Raw genomic sequence first — 16515 nt, 5'->3', positions numbered from 1 at the left:
GCGACCAGATCGCCCCCGAGCGGCCCGCCCCGGCGGCCCCCCGACGACGCCGTGCAGGCGGCGGAGGCGGTGGTCTCGGACGCTACCTGGTGGTCAGGGCCGTCCTGATCATCCCCACCGTCTTCATCCTCGTCACGCTGGTGTTCTTCCTGATGCGCGTGGTCGGCAACCCGATCACCGCCTCGGTGGGCGACCGGCTGACGGAGGCGCAGCTCGCCGAGCGGCTCGCCGCGGCCGGCTACGACCGGCCGATCATCGTCCAGTACGTCGAGTACCTCGGCCAGATCGTGCGCCTCGACTTCGGCACGACCGCCACGGACAACCGCCAGATCAGCGACATCATCGTCACGTACGGCGCCGCGACCCTCGAGCTCGTGATCTACGCGCTCATCGTCGCGCTCGTGATCGGCATCCCGCTCGGCATGCTCGCCGCCTACCTCCGCGACCGCTGGCCCGACGCCGTGCTGCGCATCCTCGCGATCTTCGCCTACGCCACGCCCGTCTTCTTCGCGGGCCTGCTGCTCAAGCTCACCTTCTCGGTCTGGCTGGGCTGGCTCCCGCTGAGCGGACGCGCCGACACCCGGATCGCCATCGCCCTCGGCCGGATCGAGAACCCGACGGGCATCTACATCCTCGACGCGCTGCGGCTCGGCAACTCGACGATCACGCTGAACGTCCTCAGCCACGCGGTGCTGCCCGCCCTCACGCTGGGCCTGCTGACGGCGGGCATCTTCCTCCGCCTGGTGCGGACGAACGTCATCGGCACGCTCGGCTCCGAGTACGTGGACGCGGCACGCTCGCGTGGCGTCTCCGAGCTCCGCCTCGTGCGGAAGCACGCGCTCAAGCCGGCGCTGATCCCGATCATCACCGTGATGGGCCTGCAGATCGCGATGCTGCTCGGCGGCTCGGTGCTCACCGAGACGACCTTCGGCTGGCGCGGCCTCGGCTTCCAGCTGCAGCAGTACCTCTCGGCGCGCGACTTCGTCGCCGTGCAGGGCATCGTCGCCGTGCTCGCCGTCATCGTCGCCGTCACGAACTTCCTGGTCGACGTCATCGCGGCCCTCATCGACCCGAGAGTGAGGTACTGACCGTGTCGACCACCACCTCCGGCGTCCTGTCCGACCGGCACGAGCCCCTCTGGAAGCGCCTCCCGATCGTCGCCCACGTGCGCCGCTCGGTCGGCCTGCAGCGCGGCATGCTCGTCGCCGGGATCGTCATCTGCGTCGCGTTCATCGTGCTCGCCGTCTTCGCCCCGCTCATCGCGCCCTACGGCTACGGCCAGCTCAGCGACGACGCGGGCACGTTCGCCCGCCAGGCCGCGCCCTCGGCCCAGCACCTCTGGGGCACCACGGTCGGCGGGTACGACGTCTTCAGCCGCGTGGTCTGGGGCACCCGGACCGCGATCTCCGTCGTCGTCGTCGCGGTCGTGCTCTCGATCGTCCTCGGTGTCGTCCTCGGCCTCGTCTCCGGCTACCTCGGCGGCTGGGTCGACCGCGTCCTCGTCGTCGTGGCCGACGCCGTCTACGCGTTCCCGTCGCTGCTGCTCGCGATCGTCGTCTCGATCGTCATCAGCGGCGGCCAGTCGAGCCTCTGGGGCGGCATCCTCTCGGCGGGCATCTCGATCACCGTCGTGTTCGTGCCCCAGTACTTCCGGGTCGTCCGCGCCGAGGCCGTCCGGCTCAAGTCCGAGGCCTTCGTCGAGTCCGCCAAGGTCGTCGGCAGCAGCACGCCGCGCATCATGTTCAAGCACGTGCTCCGCAACGCGACCCGCAGCCTGCCGCTCATCCTGACGCTCAACGCGTCGGAGGCGATCCTCACCCTGGCCGCGCTCGGCTTCCTGGGCTTCGGCATCGGCCCGACGTCGGCCGCCGAGTGGGGCTACGACCTGAACCGCGCGCTCAGCGACACGGCGAGCGGCATCTGGTGGACGGGCGTGTTCCCCGGCGCGGCCATCGTCCTGATGGTGCTCGGCATCACCCTCGTGGGCGAGAGCCTGAACGACCTGGCCGACCCGCGCCTCCGGACGCGCCGCCGTGCCGGTCGCGGCAAGAAGACCGGACGCCGCGGCGCCGGCAGCACGACGACCACGACGACCGCAGCCCCGGTCGAGCCGCAGGAGGCGACAGCATGACCGCAGGACCGCTCGACCAGGGCGCACAGGCCGCCCCGCCCGTCCGCCACGCCGCCCACGACGTCGCCCGCGACGAGCGCGACGTGGCCGTCGGCATCACCGACCTCCGCGTGACGTTCGCGACCGACGGCGGCGACGTCGCGGCGGTCCGCGGCGTCACCCTCGACGTGCGCGCGGGCGAGGTGCTCGCCATCGTCGGCGAGTCCGGCAGCGGCAAGTCCGTGACGGCCAAGACGATCCTGCGGCTCCTGCCCGAGACGGCGGTCGCCTCCGGTGCCGTCGTGCTCTCGGGGAAGAACGTGCTCGAGATCGGCCGCGGCGCCGTGCGCGAGATGCGCGGCACCGAGGTCGCGATGGTCTTCCAGGAGCCGTCGACCGCCCTCAACCCCGTCTACACGGTGGGCTGGCAGATCGCCGAGGGCATCCGTGCCCACGGCAAGGTCGGCCGCAAGGAGGCGCGAGCGAGAGCCGTCGACATCCTGCGGAAGGTGGGCATCCCCGACCCCGAGACCCGTGTCGACTACTACCCGCACCAGTTCTCGGGCGGCCAGAAGCAGCGCGTGGTCATCGCCATGGCCCTCGTGCTGAACCCGTCGGTCATCGTCGCCGACGAGCCGACCACCGCACTCGACGTGACGGTGCAGGCCGAGATCCTCGACCTGCTGCGCCGCTGTCGCGACGAGTTCGGCACGGCCATCGTGCTGATCACCCACAACATGGGCGTGGTGGCCGACCTGGCCGACCGGGTGGCCGTGATGTACCAAGGCGAGGTCGTCGAGCAGGCGACCTCGGAGGCGCTGTTCGCGTCGCCGCAGGACGACTACACGAAGCGCCTCCTCGGCAGCGTCCCCGTGCTCGAGCCGCGCGGCGCGCAGGTGCAGGCCGGCGAGGCCGACCGCGACGTCGTCGTGCGCGCCACGGGCCTCGAGATCGAGTACCCGGGCCGTCTCGGCCGCGGCGGGTTCCGTGCCGTCAAGGGCGTCGACTTCTCGATCGCCAAGGGCGAGGTGCTCGGCCTCGTCGGCGAGAGCGGCTCGGGCAAGACCACGATCGGCCGTGCCATCGCCGGCCTGACCAAGGTGACCGGCGGCTCCCTCGAGGTGCTCGGCGTCGAGATGAACGGCGTGCACGAGCGCGAGTTCAAGCCGCTGCGGGCCGACATCGGGTTCGTCTTCCAGGACCCGGCGTCGAGCTTCAACCCGCTCCTGACCATCGCCGAGTGCGTGGCCGAGCCCCTGATCGTGCACGGCCGTGCCGGCGACGCGCGCGCCGCGCGTCCGCGCGTCGACGAGCTGATGGAGGCGGTGCAGCTGCCCAAGGCCTTCGGGGACCGCTACCCGCACGAGCTCAGCGGCGGCCAGCGGCAGCGGGCCAGCCTCGCCCGGTCCCTGGCCCTCGAGCCGAGCCTCCTCATCGCCGACGAGCCCACGAGCGCCCTCGACGTGTCGGTGCAGGCACGCGTGCTCGAGCTCTTCCGCGAGCTGCAGGCCGACCTCGGCTTCGCGGCGCTCTTCATCAGCCACGACCTCGCGGTCGTGAACATGCTCGCTGACCGCATCGGCGTCCTCTACCACGGCGACCTCGTCGAGAGCGGGCCGAACGACCAGGTGCTCGGCGCCCCCGAGCACCCGTACACCCAGCGGCTGCTCGCCTCCCTGCCGGTGCCCGACCCGGCCGAGCAGGCGGCGCGTCGTCGCCGTCTCGCCGAGCTCGACGCCCGCGCGGCGTCGGGCGAGGTAGCGTGACGCGGGTGAGCCCCGAACTCGACCTGGACCGCCCCGTCACGACCGACGACCTCTCGCTGACCTACCCGGCCCGTGCGGGCCACCCGGCGCTGCGGGCGGTCGACGGGGTCACCCTCGACATCCGGGTCGGCGAGATCGTCGCCGTGCTGGGCGAGAGCGGCTCCGGCAAGTCGACCCTCGCGCTGGCCGTCGCCGGCCTCGTCGGCAAGGGCCGCCCGCCGGAGGGCCGTCCGCAGATCAGCGGGGGAGCGGCGAGCGTCTTCGGCCTCGAGCTGACCCGGGCGAGCGCTCGACGTCGCGGCCGGCTGTCGTCGGTCGTCGGCTACCTCGCGCAGGACGACGGCGAGGCCCTGAGCCCCGACCTGACCGTGGGCGAGGCCATCGCCGAGCCGATCTACCTGCGTGACCGGCACTTCGACCGTCGCGAGGCGGGGCGTCTCGTGACGGCGCTGGTCGACGCGGTGCACCTCCCGCTCGGGACGATGCTCAAGCAGACCTGGGAGCTCAGCTCGGGCCAGCGGCAGCGCGTGGCCCTGGCGCGGTCCCTCGTGCTCGAGCCGCGCCTCCTGGTGGCCGACGAGCCGGCGCGCGGCGTCGACGTGCTCGTGCGGCAGGCCGTGCTCGACGTGATCAAGAACCTGCACGCCGACCGCCAGTTCTCGGCGATGGTCGTCACGTCGAGCGTGTCCGAGGCGCGGGCGATCACCGACCGCGTCGCCGTCATGCGCGGCGGCCGCCTCGTCGGCCTCGGTCAGATCGACACGGTCCTCCGCGACGGGGTCGACCCCTACGTCAAGGTGCTGTCGACCACGACGCCGATCGACGTCATCAGGCCCGAAGAGCGAGAGCGCGGCGACCGACGGCGCGACGAGCGACGACCGTGACCACGGGAGGCGCGCGCGGCCACCGAGCAGCGGCCACCGCGGCCGTCGACCTGCCTCCCGAGCGCCGCCCTCGTCCCGGTGCCGTGAGCATCGGCCCGCGCGGCTCGGCGGTCTTCGAGGACGCCGTGCACGAGGCGGGCGGCGAGCTCGTCCCGCTCGGCCCCGACACCCGCGGCCTCATCTGGCTCTCGTACCGCGACGTCGCCGGCCTCGAGGCTGCCCTCGCGGAGCACCCGGGCATCGAGTGGGTGCAACTGCCCTGGGCCGGGGTGGACGCGTTCTCCGGGGTGCTCGAGGCACATCGCGACCGGGCGCTGCCGCTCTGGACGAGCGCGAAGGGCGCCTACGCCGAGCCGGTCGCCGAGCACGCGCTCGTGCTGCTCCTGTCGCTGTTGCGCGTCGTGCCCTCGCGGGTGCTGGCGTCGACGTGGCAGACCGAGCAGCGGGGGATCTCGCTCTACGGCCGGCACGTCGTGATCGTCGGTGCCGGGGGCATCGCGCGCGAGCTGGTGCGCCTGCTGGCGCCCTTCGAGGTGCGGGTGACGATCGTGCGCCGCACGGCGGACCCGGTCGAGGGCGTCGCGCGGACCGTGGGGGTCGACCTGCTCGACGAGGTGCTGCCCACCGCCGACGTCGTCGTGGTGGCGGCAGCCGCGACCCCGGGCACGGCCCGGCTCTTCGACGCTCGCCGGCTGGCCCGCCTCCCGTCCCGTGCCGTGTTCGTCAACGTCGCCCGGGGGAGCCTCGTCGACACCGACGCCCTCGTCGCCGCCGTCCGCGCCGACCGGCTCTGGGGCGTCGGCCTCGACGTCACCGACCCGGAGCCGCTGCCGGACGGCCACCCGCTCTGGCACGACCCTCGGGTCGTCGTCACGCCGCACCAGGCGGACACGCCGGAGATGACCGCGCCCCTGCTCGCCGGTCGCATCCGCCACAACGTCCGGGCCCTGGCGGGCGAGGGGCACTTCGTCGGCGTCGTCGACCCGGTCGTCGGATACTGAGCCGGCGGGCCGGCCGGGCCGCTCGGGCCCGACCGTCGAGGAGGCGCGCGACGCGCCCGGCGGTCACCGCGTGTTCAGAGACGGCCGCGACATGCGCTAGTGTTGTGTCCGCTGTCAGGGACTCCGGTCCAGGTCAGCTGCCATTCCTCGATAGCTCAATTGGCAGAGCAGCCGGCTGTTAACCGGCAGGTTGTTGGTTCGAGTCCAACTCGGGGAGCGAAGGCCCAGCGGCTCCACCCGCTGGGCCTTTTCTCTTGTGCGGATGCTCGGTCAGCGTGGGTGCTCGGTCAGTCGTCGAGGTGGTCGACGCCCGGCAGCCAGGTCTGGCCCGGCACGCCCCAGCCCGACTTCTTGACGCTCTTGGCCGCGGCCTTGTGCAGGGGGTGCTCCAGGCGGTCGGCGTAGAGCACGCCGTCCAGGTGGTCGTACTCGTGCTGGAAGATGCGGGCGAGCCAGCCGTGCGCCTCGATCTCGTACTCGTCGCCGTCGAGGTCCGTCGCGCGGAGCAGCACGCTCTCGGCCCGGCGCAGCGGGAACCGCTCGCCCGGGATCGAGAGGCACCCCTCCGACTCGTCGTCGTCGTCGAGGGGCTCGATGCCGAGCGGGCTCTGCCAGAGCGTCGGGTTGATCGCGACGCCGCGCCAGGGCTCGCCGTCGTCGTCCACCCACGAGTACACGAAGAGACGGAGTCCGACCCCGACCTGCGGGCCCGCGAGGCCCACTCCGGGTGCGGCGTCCATCGTCTCGAACATGTCGGCGACGAGCGTGCGCAGGTCGTCGTCGACGACCTCCACCTCGGCGGCTCGGGCGTGGAGGACGGGTTCTCCCGTGATGGTGATGGGTCGTACGGCCATTCGCCCAGACTATCCAGCGCGCTGCCGCTACCGTGTCACCGTGAGCGCTGACCTCGGGGACCTGACCGCCCAGGTGTCGTTGACCCCCTACCAGGCGCTGGGCATCCCCATCGCCCTCGTCGGCGCGGTCTTCCTCTCGATCGGCGCGCAGCTGCAGAGCCGCGGTGTCGAGAAGGTCGAGCGGCGCCTCGGGGCGGCGCAGAGCGGCATGAGCGTGCGCCAGGTGGTCGCGCTGGTCGGCAGGCCGTCCTGGGTGGCCGGCACGCTCCTCCTGGGCCTGGCCGTGGTCTTCCAGCTGACCAGCCTGAACATCGCACCTCTGCTCGTCGTCCAGCCGCTCGGCGCCGTGGCCCTCGTGGTCACCGCCGTCGTCAACGCCCGCGTGACCAAGCAGCGGCTGAGCGCGAAGGTGAAGCGATCGATCGCGCTCTGCGTGGGCGGCATCGGGCTCTTCGCGACCGTCGCCGCGTTCGCCGCGACCGAGTCGCCGATCACCACCCGACAGCTGGTCACCGTGCTCGTCCTGCTGCTGGTCGTGGGGGCCGTGCTGGCCGCCGCCTTCGTCGTGCTGCGCCACCGACGCAACGTCCTGTTCTACGTGATCGGCGCTGGGGTCCTCTACGGCTTCGTCGCGACCCTCGCCAAGGTCGTGCTGAACCGGATCACGTCGGGCACCTTCGACTGGCTCGAGGTCGTCTGCATCGTCATGCTCGTCGCGGCCGCGGTGCTCGGCGGCTACTTCGTCCAGAACGCGTACTCGTCGGGGTCTCCGGACCTCGTCATCGCGGGCCTGACCGTCGTCGACCCGATCATCGCCGTCACCATCGGCATCGTCGTGCTCGGCGAGGCCGCGACGGCACCGCCGATCGCCGCCGTGCTCTTCCTTTTGGCGGGGGCCGTCGCCGTGGCCGGCGTCTTCCAGCTCGCCAAGCACCACCCGCAGAAGAAGAGGGTCAGCTGAGCTACCGTGGTCGACGCGGGTCGCCGGGCGTCCGGTTCTCCGATCCGCCGTCCCGCCTCCTCCTGCACCCGGGCCCGACCATCCCTCACGACAAGGACTGACCACGTGACCGACGCCCACGGACCGACCGATCCGAGCGACACCGCAGCCTGGGCCGACGCGCCGAGGCTGACCGTCCTGATCGCCGCCGACACGTTCCCGCCCGACGTCAACGGCGCCGCGAACTTCGCGGAGCGGCTCGCCGTCGGCATGGCGGCCCGCGGCCACGACGTGCACGTGCTGGCCCCCGCCGCCAGCCGCAAGCACGGCACGTTCCTCGAGCAGCACGCCGGCGTGACGCTGACGGTGCACCGGCTCTACTCGACGAGGTGGCCCCTGCACGACTGGCTGCGCTTCGCGACGCCGTGGCGCGCCGAGGCCAATGCCGAGCACGTCATCCGTCAGATCCAGCCCGACGTCGTCCACATCCAGTCGCACATCGTGATCGGCCGCGCGGTCGTCCGGGTCGCGAACCGCCTCGGCATCCGGGCCGTGGCGACCAACCACTTCATGCCCGAGAACCTGCTCGAGCACACGGGGCTGCCGCACGCGCTGCGGGCCACCGCGGTGAAGATGGCCTGGGCCGACGCGAGCCGCACATACCACCGCGTCGAGTCGATGACGACGCCGACCGACAAGGCGGCCCGGTTCCTCGAGAAGGCCATCGACGTCGAGGGCGTGCTCGCGGTCTCGTGCGGCATCGAGGCGTCGAACTACACGGCCCGCGACGACCGGCCCGAGGGCAACCGCATCGTCTTCGTCGGACGCGTCACCGCCGAGAAGCAGATCGACGTGCTGCTGCGCGCCATGACGCTGATCGACCCGGCGCTCGAGAGCACTCTCACGATCGTCGGCGGGGGCGACCTCATGCGTCACCTGCAGCAGCTCAGCGTCGACCTCGGCCTCGCCGGGCGCGTCACGTTCGCCGGCTACCTCTCCGACGCCGAGCTGCGCCGCACCCTCACCGACGCCACCGTGTTCGCGATGCCGTCGATCGCCGAGCTGCAGAGCATCGCGAGCCTCGAGGCGATGGCGTCCGGCCTGCCGATCGTAGTCGCGGACGCGATGGCCCTGCCGCACCTGGTCGACGACGGCGGCAACGGCTGGTTGTTCCGCCCCGGCGACAGCGCCGACCTGGCCGACAAGCTGACGCGGGTGCTCACGGCCCCCGACGACGAGTACCTCGCGATGCGGCGAGCCAGCCTCCGGATGATCGAGGGGCACGACATCGAGCGCACGCTCAACGTCTTCGAGGGCCTGTATCGTGGGCAGCCGGTGGCTCCCACCACCGACGTCGTCTCGTCTTGACCACACCCGCGGGTGCCGGTCGGGTCGGCGACACGGGGCGGTAGCTCAGCCGGTTAGAGCAGTCGACTCATAATCGATCGGTCACGGGTTCAAGTCCCGTCCGCCCTACTGCCGTGCCGGTGCCGGTGCCGGTGCGGGAGCCGCGCCTCCCAGCCGTCCCGCTCGACCTTCTGGCAGCATGGCCGGATGTTCTTCAGCAAGAGTGCCGGCCCGGACGACGGGGACGACTCGCTCGCGTCCGTCGGCACCGAGCCGCGGATGGGCGTCGGGGCGCAGGTCTACGTTCTCGACTCCGACGAGGACCCGACGTCGCCGTGGCCCTGGGGCCCGACCGGCGTCGTCATGCGGGCCGGGGGCTCGGCGTGGCAGGGCGTGTCGGCCATCGGCGGCTCGGCCCGGACGTGGTGGGTCGAGTTCGACTCGCCGCAGCTCGACCGTGACGGTGACGGCCCGGTGCAGAGCGCCCAGGTCGCCGAGCGCTTCCTGCGCCTCGCGCCCCCCATCGCGCCCCGCTGACACGTCCGGGAATAGACCCGCCCGACACGTCGTTCACCCAACTACATGCAGACGCATGCACTATATCTGAGGTGAGACCATGCAGTTCGGAGTCTTCTCCGTCGGCGACATCACGGCCGACCCGACCACCGGCCGGGTGCCGACCGAGCACGAGCGCATCAAGGCGATGGTGACCATCGCCCAGAAGGTCGAGGAGGTGGGCCTCGACGTCTTCGCCGCCGGCGAGCACCACAACCCGCCCTTCGTGAACTCGAGCACGACCACCCTGCTCGCCACCATCGCGGCGACGACCGAGCGAATCCAGCTCAGCACGGCGACGACGCTCATCACGACGAACGACCCGGTCAAGATCGCCGAGGACTTCGCGATGCTGCAGCACCTCGCCGACGGTCGCGTCGACCTGACGCTCGGCCGCGGCAACACGGGCCCGGTCTACCCGTGGTTCGGCAAGGACATCCGCCAGGGCATCAACCTGGCCATCGAGAACTACGCCCTGCTGCGCCGCCTCTGGACCGAGGACGTCGTCGACTGGAAGGGCCACTTCCGCACGCCGCTGCAGGGCTTCACCGCGACGCCCCGTCCGCTCGACGGCGTCGCCCCGTTCGTCTGGCACGGCTCGATCCGCAGCCCGGAGATCGCCGAGCAGGCCGCCTACTACGGCGACGGCTTCTTCGCCAACCACATCTTCTGGCCGGCCTCGCACACGAAGCAGATGGTCGAGCTCTACCGCAGCCGCTTCGAGCACCACGGCCACGGCCGCGCCGACCAGGCGATCGTCGGGCTCGGCGGGCAGGTCTTCATGGCCAAGAACTCGCAGGACGCGAAGCGAGCCTTCCGCCCGTACTTCGACGAGGCCCCCGTCTACGGCCACGGCCCGAGCATGGAGGACTTCACGAGCCAGACTCCGCTCACCGTCGGCAGCCCGCAGGAGGTCATCGACCGCACGCTCGGCTTCCGCGAGTACGTCGGCGACTACCAGCGTCAGCTGTTCCTCATCGACCACGCGGGCCTGCCCCTGCAGACGGTCCTCGAGCAGCTCGACATCCTCGGCGAGGAGGTCGTGCCCGTGCTCCGCCGCGAGTTCGCGTCCCGTCGTGCCGCGGGCGTCCCCGACGCGCCGACGCACGCCTCCCTCGTGGCCGCCGCCTCCTCCGCCGCGACCTCGTCCGTCACGTCCTCGGTCACGGCCGACGCCGCGTCCGTCCCGAGCCTGTAGGAGGCGCCCCGTGAGCACCAGGATGATCGTCGTCCTCTCGGCAGGGCTCGGCCAGCCCTCCTCCACCCGGCTCCTCGCCGACCGTCTCGCCGAGGCGAGCGCCCGGGCCCTGCTCGACCAGGGCTCGCCCGCCGAGTTCCGGGTCGTCGAGCTCCGTGACCACGCCCGCGACGTCGTCGACGCGATGCTGACGGGGTTCCCGTCCGAGGCGCTGGCCGACGTGCTGGCGGCCGTCGGCGCCGCGGACGGGGTCGTCGCCGTCACGCCGGTGTTCACGGGCTCCTACAGCGGCCTCTTCAAGTCGTTCTTCGACGTGCTCGACAACACGGCCCTGACCGGCACGCCCGTGCTGATCGGCGCGACGGCGGGCACGGCCCGGCACTCGCTCGTCCTCGACCACGAGCTGCGCCCGCTCTTCTCCTATCTGCGCGCCGTCGTCGTGCCCACCGGCGTCTTCGCCGCGGCGGAGGACTGGGGCGCCGGCGACTCGACGACCACGGGCCTGCCCGAGCGTGTGACGCGCGCGGCGGACGAGTTCGCCGCGCTGGTCTCCCTGCGGCACACCGAGCGCCGCGACCCGTTCGCCGACGTGGTCTCGTTCGAGGAGCAGCTGGGCCGCCTCGGCGTCCCGGACGACATCTGACCCGCGCACCGGGCCGAGCAGCCCCGGACCTCGCCGTGCCGCAGGGCGCGCGGCCCCGGACGGGTCGATGATGGTCACGCCCGGCGCGGCGACCCGCGCGCACCCCGAGGAGGACGCATGACCGACACCCGCAGCCCCGCCGACGAGCTCGCCCGGTTCCACGAGGCCAGGCGCGCCCGTGCCGTCAGCCCCCGCGGCCCCCTGGCGCTCGTCAACACGCAGTGGGTCGACTCGCCCCAGCCCGTCTGGGGCGTCGCGGGCACCTGGGCCCCGGCGCCCGACGGCCTCGCGGGGCTCCTCGTCACCGCGACGGCCGCCGACGGCGTGCAGGTGGACGGCGAGGTCGTGGACGGCACCGTGCTCGTCGCGGGGGACGACGCGGTGACGCCGAGCGCCGTGCGGTTCTCCGACACGCTCTCCGGGACCGTCATCGCCAACGACGACCGCTCGAGCTGGGGGCTGCGCGTCTGGGACGCGGAGTCCGAGGGCATCCGCCGGTTCGGGTCGATCGACTCGTTCGAGCACGACCCTGCCTGGGTGGTGACGGCCGACTTCGTCCCCACCGAGGACGGCACGCAGGTCGACATCCGGCACCAGGCGGACCTCGACCTCAGCCGCCCGAAGCCCCTGCCAGGACTCATCCGGTTCTCGCTCGACGGCGTCGAGCACGAGCTCGCCGCGTTCCCCAGCGGCTCCGGCGACCGACTGCAGCTCGTCTTCGGCGACGCGACGAACGGCGAGAGCACCTACTCGGTCGGCCGCTTCCTCTTCCCGACCCCCGGCGACGACGGCACGATCGTGCTCGACTTCAACCAGGCCGTGCTGCCGCCCTGCGCGTTCTCGTACGCCTTCAACTGCCCGATCCCGCCCCCGCAGAACCGTCTGGCCGTGCCGATCGAGGCCGGCGAGAAGAACGTGCTCGACCGCGACGGCGCACTGCTGCACTGACGGCGGGGCCGGGCCCGGGGGAGCGGCGAGGCTCTGGGACCGTGGGCGCGTCGTCTCGCCCGGGGATGGGATGATCGACGGATGTTCGTGCTCGCCCGTCGCCTCGCCGACGGCGACGTCGAGCTGACGACGTGGCGCCGTCCCGCCCCCGACCAGGCCCTGGCCCCGGCCGACGTCGAGGTCGTCGGCGACGCCGACCTGGTCGAGGCCGTCCGGAGGCGCGAGTCGGGCCCCGAGGGCACGGCGGGGCCCCGCTGGGTCTGGGACGACACCCCGCGGTGGTACCCGCGCCTCCTCGAGGCGGGCGTCCGCGTGGCGCGCTGCGTCGACCTGCGGCTCTGCCATGCCCTGCTGCGGTCGGCCGTCGCGACGGCGGGGTCCGAGCTGCACGGGGCGCCCCGCGGCCCGTGGGACGTCCCGCAGGGCGTGGACGGCCCCCGCGACGGGCTCTTCGACGTGCTGCCCGAGTCGCTGCCCGACCCGGCGGGTGAGTTCCTCCGCCAGCGGGCGGCGATCGAGACGAGCGCCGAGCGGGCACGACTCGAGCTGCTGACGACCGCCGAGTCGACGGGCGCGCTGATCGCCGTCGAGATGCGGCACGACGGCGTGCCGTGGTCGGCCCGCGTGCACGACCGCGTCCTCAGAGAGGCCCTCGGGCCACGGCCGGCCGCGGGGGAACGACCGGCGCTGATGCGCACCGACCTCGACGAGGTGCGCAGCCGGCTCGACGCCCCCGACCTCAACCCCGACTCGCCCGCCGAGCTGGTGCGCGCGCTCAACTCGGCCGGCGTCCACGTCGCCTCGACGACCAAGTGGGAGCTCGAGCGTCACGACCACCCCGCCGTCGAGCCCTTGCTGCGGTACAAGAAGCGGCAGCGGCTGCTCGTCGCCAACGGCTGGGCCTGGCTCGACGCCTGGGTGCGTGACGGGCGCTTCCGGCCCGACTACGTGCCGGCCGGCAGCGTCACCGGTCGCTGGGCCACGAGCGGGGGAGGCGCCCTGCAGCTGCCGAGGGCCGTCCGGGCGGCCGTCGTGGCCGACCCGGGCTGGAAGCTCGTCGTCGCCGACGCCTCGCAGCTCGAGCCGCGCATCCTCACCGGCCTCTCCGGCGACCGCGCGATGGCGGCGGCGGGTCAGGGCGACCTCTACGAGGGCATCGTCGCGAGCGGCGCGGTGGCGAGCCGGGCCGAGGCCAAGGTCGCGATGCTCGGGGCGATGTACGGCGCGACCCAGGGCGAGAGCGGGCGGCTCGTGCCCCGGCTGGCGCGACGTTTCCCGCAGGCGATGGCCCTCGTCGAGACCGCCGCGCGCACCGGCGAGCAGGGCGGCGTGGTCCGCACCCTCCTCGGCCGCACTTCCCCGTCGCCTGCGGACGCCGCCGCGGACGAGCTGCCGCCCGAGATGCCCCGCGCCGAGGTCGGGCGCGACGCCCGGTCGTGGGGACGGTTCACCCGCAACTTCGTCGTGCAGGGCACGGCAGCCGAGTGGGCGCTCTGCTGGTTGGGCGCCTTCCGGCAGGCGCTGCACGACCGCTTCGGCGACCGCGGCGACGAGGCCCCGCACCTCACGTTCTTCCTGCACGACGAGGTCGTCGTGCACGCGCCGGCCGACACCGCCGACGAGGTCGCGGTCCTCGTCGTCGAGGCGGCCGCGGCCGCGGGCCGGATGCTGTTCGGCGACGCCCCGGTGCGGTTCCCGCTCACCGTGGCCGTCGTCGACGACTACTCGCAGGCCAAGTAGGAGGCGCCTGCGGGTCCGAGGGCGCGCCCGCCGCCTCCTCGTCGCGTGTCATGGGCTGCCCGGCGGGGCAGGCCGGGCCGATTGCCAGCCGTTGCACGGTTGTGACGTGCAGGGAGCACGTGTCATGATCGACCCAGCGGACCGAGGTCCGCACACAACCGAACACGCACGAGAGCACGCACACGGTCCACGTGTCCACAGGTCGATGGGGAAGTCGCACCTAACGGATGGAGGAATCGTGGCTGCTGCAACGGCTAGGGGAGTGCTCTTCGTGCACTCGTCCCCTCGTGCACTGTGCCCGCATGTCGAGTGGGCGGTCGGTCGTGCCCTCGGGCACGCCGTGAACTTCGCCTGGGTGGCGCAGCCGGTCCTGTCCGGCGCCCAGCGGACAGAGTTCTCCTGGCAGGGCGACGAGGGCGCCGGCGCGCGCATCGCCTCGGCGCTGCGAGGCTGGGAGCACCTCCGGTACGAGGTGACGGAGGATCCCGGCGTCGAGAACGACGGCGGGCGCTGGATGCACACGCCCGACCTCGGGGTGTTCTTCGCGCAGACCGACACGGCGGGCAACACCGTCGTGCCCGAGGACCGGATCCGCTACGCCATGGACATCGCCGGGTCGAACGCGCTCGAGCTGCACCGCGAGCTGCGGCTCGCCCTCGGCCAGGCCTGGGACGACGAGCTCGAGCCGTTCCGCTACAGCGGCGAGGGCAACCCCGTCGTCTGGCTGCACAAGGTCGGCTGACACCGGCAGCTGGCGTCGGTGGCTGACCTCGGTCGTCGACGTCGCTCGGCGGACCTCCACGCACCCGCACGACGCGACGAAGGCCGGTGGCCCCGAGGGGACACCGGCCTTCGTCGTGCCCGGCGCGGAGGCGCGGGCAGGGTGCGTCAGACCGAGCGGAACGCGACGACCGCGTTGTGCCCGCCGAAGCCGAACGAGTTGCTGACCGCGACGATCTCGCCGTCGGGCAGCCGACGCGGCTCGCCGACCACGACGTCGAGGTCGATCTCGTCGTCCATCTGCGTGACGTTGATCGTCGGGGGAGCGAGGCGCTCGTGCAGCGCCTTGACCGTGAACAGCGCCTCGATGGCTCCCGCACCGCCGAGCAGGTGCCCGGTCGAGGCCTTGGTCGCCGAGACGATCAGCTTCGAGGTGTGGTTGCCGAAGACCCGCTTGATCGCGTGGTACTCGGCGATGTCGCCGACGGGCGTGCTGGTCGCGTGCGCGTTGACGTGCACGACCTGGTCACGCTCGACGCCGGCGTTCTCGAGCGTCGCGATGACCGCGCGGGCCGCGCCGGTGCCCTCGGGGTCGGGGGCGGTGATGTGGTACGAGTCGCTCGTGACCGCTCCGCCGATCAGCTCGGCGTAGATGCGGGCGCCGCGGGCGAGCGCGTGTTCCTCGGTCTCGAGGACGAGCGCCGCGCCTCCTTCACCGAGGACGAAGCCGTCCCGGGTGACGTCGTACGGGCGGGAGGCGGTGGCCGGGTCGTCGTTCCGCTTCGAGAGCGCCTGCATGGCCGCGAACGAGGCGAGGGGCATCGGGTGGATGGCCGCCTCGGAGCCGCCGGCGACGGCGATGTCGGCGAGGCCCGACTGGAGGTGGTCGTAGGCCATGGCGATCGACTCGGTGCTGGAGGCGCAGGCCGAGACGACCGTGCGGGCGCCGGCGCGCGCGCCGAGGCTCATCGAGATCGCGGCGGCGGGGCCGTTGGGCATCAGCATCGGCACGGTCATCGGCAGGACCCGACGCGGGCCCTTCTCGCGGAGGGTGTCCCACGCGTCGAGCAGGGTCCACACGCCGCCGATGCCGGTGGCCCAGTCGACGATGAAGCGCTCGGGGACGACCTCGGGCGAGCCGGCGTCGGCCCAGGCCTCGCGCGCGGCGGTGAGGGCGAACTGGCTGGACGGGTCGAGGCGCTTGGTCTCGCGGCGGTCGAGCACGTCGGCCGACGGCACCTTCGCCTGGCCGGCGATGGTGACGGGCAGCTCGTACTTGGCGACCCACTCCTGCTCGAGGGTCGTGATGCCGGACTCGCCCGCGAGGAGCGCGTTCCAGCTGTCGACGGCGGTGCCGCCGAGGGGGGAGGTGCCACCGAGGCCGGTGACGACGATCTTCTTGGTCATGACGATTCTCCTGGAGAGACGGTGCGTCCCTCGGCAGGCGCGGAGCCCACGAGGGGGGACGGAGAGGCCCGGTCGCCCCGAGGGGAGACCGGGCCGTCGACGTCTAGTCCTGTGCCTTGGTGATGAAGGTGACGGCGTCGCCGACGGTCTTGAGGTTCTTGACCTCTTCGTCGGGGATCTTCACGTCGAACTTCTCCTCGGCGTTGACCACGATGGTCATCATCGAGATGGAGTCGATGTCCAGGTCGTCGGTGAACGACTTGTCCATCTCGACGGTGTCGGTCGCGATGCCCGTCTCGTCGTTGACGAGCTCGGCCAGGCCGGCGAGGACTTCTTCGGTGGACAGTGCCATGGTGTGTTCTCCTTGAGGGGGTGTCGTGGTGACCGGGGTAAAGCCTATAC

General features: G+C 72.5%; 16 protein-coding genes and 2 tRNA genes. 15 read left to right on the top strand and 3 right to left on the bottom strand.

Translation table 11 applies throughout. The features are described from left to right. The first annotated feature begins 8 nt into the window (after positions 1–8). The 6 genes from IFT90_RS08520 (at position 9) to IFT90_RS08495 (ending at position 5978) form a co-directional block, all read left to right on the top strand. On the top strand, positions 9–1088 hold the full coding sequence (locus IFT90_RS08520; protein ID WP_369878212.1) for an ABC transporter permease: 1080 nt from the start codon (positions 9–11) through the stop codon (positions 1086–1088). Between the two features lie 2 nt (positions 1089–1090). Continuing rightward, positions 1091–2131 (top strand): ABC transporter permease, encoded by a 1041-nt coding sequence (locus IFT90_RS08515; protein ID WP_371740896.1) that lies wholly within the window; start codon positions 1091–1093, stop codon positions 2129–2131. After that, positions 2128–3876, top strand: a complete 1749-nt coding sequence (locus IFT90_RS08510) for an ABC transporter ATP-binding protein (protein ID WP_192041811.1) — start codon at positions 2128–2130, stop codon at positions 3874–3876. Before IFT90_RS08515 ends, IFT90_RS08510 begins: the two co-directional genes overlap by 4 nt. Before the next feature lie 5 nt (positions 3877–3881). Then, positions 3882–4760, top strand: coding sequence for an ATP-binding cassette domain-containing protein (locus tag IFT90_RS08505; protein ID WP_371812195.1), 879 nt, complete (start codon positions 3882–3884; stop codon positions 4758–4760). After that, entirely contained in the window at positions 4757–5761 is a 1005-nt protein-coding gene (locus IFT90_RS08500) for an NAD(P)-dependent oxidoreductase (protein WP_192041810.1), read from the top strand. Before IFT90_RS08505 ends, IFT90_RS08500 begins: the two co-directional genes overlap by 4 nt. 144 nt (positions 5762–5905) lie before the next feature. Then, positions 5906–5978: transfer RNA gene (locus tag IFT90_RS08495), tRNA-Asn, on the top strand. Between the two features lie 70 nt (positions 5979–6048). On the opposite strand, the gene def is transcribed toward IFT90_RS08495, so the two are convergent. Continuing rightward, positions 6049–6615, bottom strand: coding sequence for a peptide deformylase (gene def / locus IFT90_RS08490; protein WP_192041809.1), 567 nt, complete (start codon positions 6613–6615; stop codon positions 6049–6051). Between the two features lie 40 nt (positions 6616–6655). Here def and IFT90_RS08485 point away from each other — a divergent pair, with 40 nt between their 5' ends. From IFT90_RS08485 to IFT90_RS08445, 9 genes are all read left to right on the top strand, one after another. Beyond that, on the top strand, positions 6656–7576 hold the full coding sequence (locus IFT90_RS08485; protein WP_371812194.1) for a DMT family transporter: 921 nt from the start codon (positions 6656–6658) through the stop codon (positions 7574–7576). Positions 7577–7681: 105 nt separating this feature from the next. Further along, positions 7682–8923 carry a glycosyltransferase gene (locus IFT90_RS08480; RefSeq protein ID WP_371812193.1) on the top strand — a complete coding sequence of 414 codons (1242 nt, stop codon included), beginning with the start codon at positions 7682–7684 and terminating at the stop codon, positions 8921–8923. A 34-nt stretch (positions 8924–8957) separates the two neighbouring features. Further along, positions 8958–9031: transfer RNA gene (locus IFT90_RS08475), tRNA-Ile, on the top strand. 78 nt (positions 9032–9109) lie between these two features. Beyond that, positions 9110–9439: a hypothetical protein gene (locus IFT90_RS08470; protein ID WP_192041807.1), complete on the top strand. Its 330-nt coding sequence runs from the start codon at positions 9110–9112 to the stop codon at positions 9437–9439. Positions 9440–9518: 79 nt separating this feature from the next. Beyond that, positions 9519–10655, top strand: coding sequence for an LLM class flavin-dependent oxidoreductase (locus IFT90_RS08465; protein WP_192041806.1), 1137 nt, complete (start codon positions 9519–9521; stop codon positions 10653–10655). A gap of 10 nt (positions 10656–10665) precedes the next feature. Then, entirely contained in the window at positions 10666–11298 is a 633-nt protein-coding gene (locus IFT90_RS08460; protein WP_192041805.1) for a CE1759 family FMN reductase, read from the top strand. Positions 11299–11415: 117 nt separating this feature from the next. Further along, positions 11416–12246, top strand: coding sequence for a DUF1684 domain-containing protein (locus tag IFT90_RS08455; RefSeq protein ID WP_192041804.1), 831 nt, complete (start codon positions 11416–11418; stop codon positions 12244–12246). 81 nt (positions 12247–12327) lie between these two features. Then, positions 12328–13986 (top strand): bifunctional 3'-5' exonuclease/DNA polymerase, encoded by a 1659-nt coding sequence (locus IFT90_RS08450; RefSeq protein WP_192041803.1) that lies wholly within the window; start codon positions 12328–12330, stop codon positions 13984–13986. Positions 13987–14191: 205 nt separating this feature from the next. Beyond that, positions 14192–14728, top strand: coding sequence for a DUF3145 domain-containing protein (locus IFT90_RS08445; protein ID WP_123546092.1), 537 nt, complete (start codon positions 14192–14194; stop codon positions 14726–14728). Between the two features lie 146 nt (positions 14729–14874). On the opposite strand, the gene IFT90_RS08440 is transcribed toward IFT90_RS08445, so the two are convergent. Next, the gene (locus IFT90_RS08440; protein ID WP_192041802.1) at positions 14875–16113 is read right to left on the bottom strand and encodes a beta-ketoacyl synthase; all 1239 of its coding nucleotides are present in this window, start codon (positions 16111–16113) and stop codon (positions 14875–14877) included. Between the two features lie 103 nt (positions 16114–16216). Further along, complete coding sequence (locus IFT90_RS08435) at positions 16217–16465, bottom strand: acyl carrier protein (protein WP_056054313.1); 249 nt, start codon at positions 16463–16465, stop codon at positions 16217–16219. Positions 16466–16515: the final 50 nt, after the last annotated feature.

This window comes from Frigoribacterium sp. CFBP 8766 (genome assembly GCF_014841435.1).
Classification (GTDB): Bacteria; Actinomycetota; Actinomycetes; order Actinomycetales; family Microbacteriaceae; genus Frigoribacterium.
Note: the sequence above shows the minus strand (reverse complement) of the source record. Positions and strands in the feature narration are given on the sequence as shown.